At 70.2% G+C, this 362-nt stretch carries 1 pseudogene; it reads left to right on the plus strand.

The window, feature by feature from the left end:
- Window positions 1–351: pseudogene (locus tag ACTFO6_RS18050) on the plus strand (hypothetical protein); the annotation flags it as partial.
- Window positions 352–362 lie beyond the last annotated feature (11 nt).

Raw genomic sequence — 362 nt, forward strand, 5'->3', positions numbered from 1 at the left:
GCCCTGGCGATCCCCGGCCGGTTCCGGCTCTTCGACTGGTGGCTGCGGCGGCGCCGGGAATGCGGCAAGCCCTGTCAGGTGTGCGCGGTGGAATGCCCGGTGCGGGCGATCCGGCCCACCGGCGAGATCAACGCCAACGAGTGCCACTACTGCCTCGACTGCCAGGTGGTCTACTACAACGAGCGCAAGTGCCCGCCCCTCATCGAGCGGCGTAAGCGGCGCGAGCGCCTGCCCCGGGCACGGGAAGCCGTGCAGAGAATGGAGACCATGATCGGCGCCTACGGCCCCGAACCCTCCGGGTACGAGGAGCGTGACCACGAGGGCGACCGCCTTCGCCAACCCCCGTCATAGCCCTACCGGTG

Source organism: Pelomicrobium sp. G1 (genome assembly GCF_051905455.1).
GTDB lineage: Bacteria > Pseudomonadota > Gammaproteobacteria > Burkholderiales > UBA6910 > Pelomicrobium.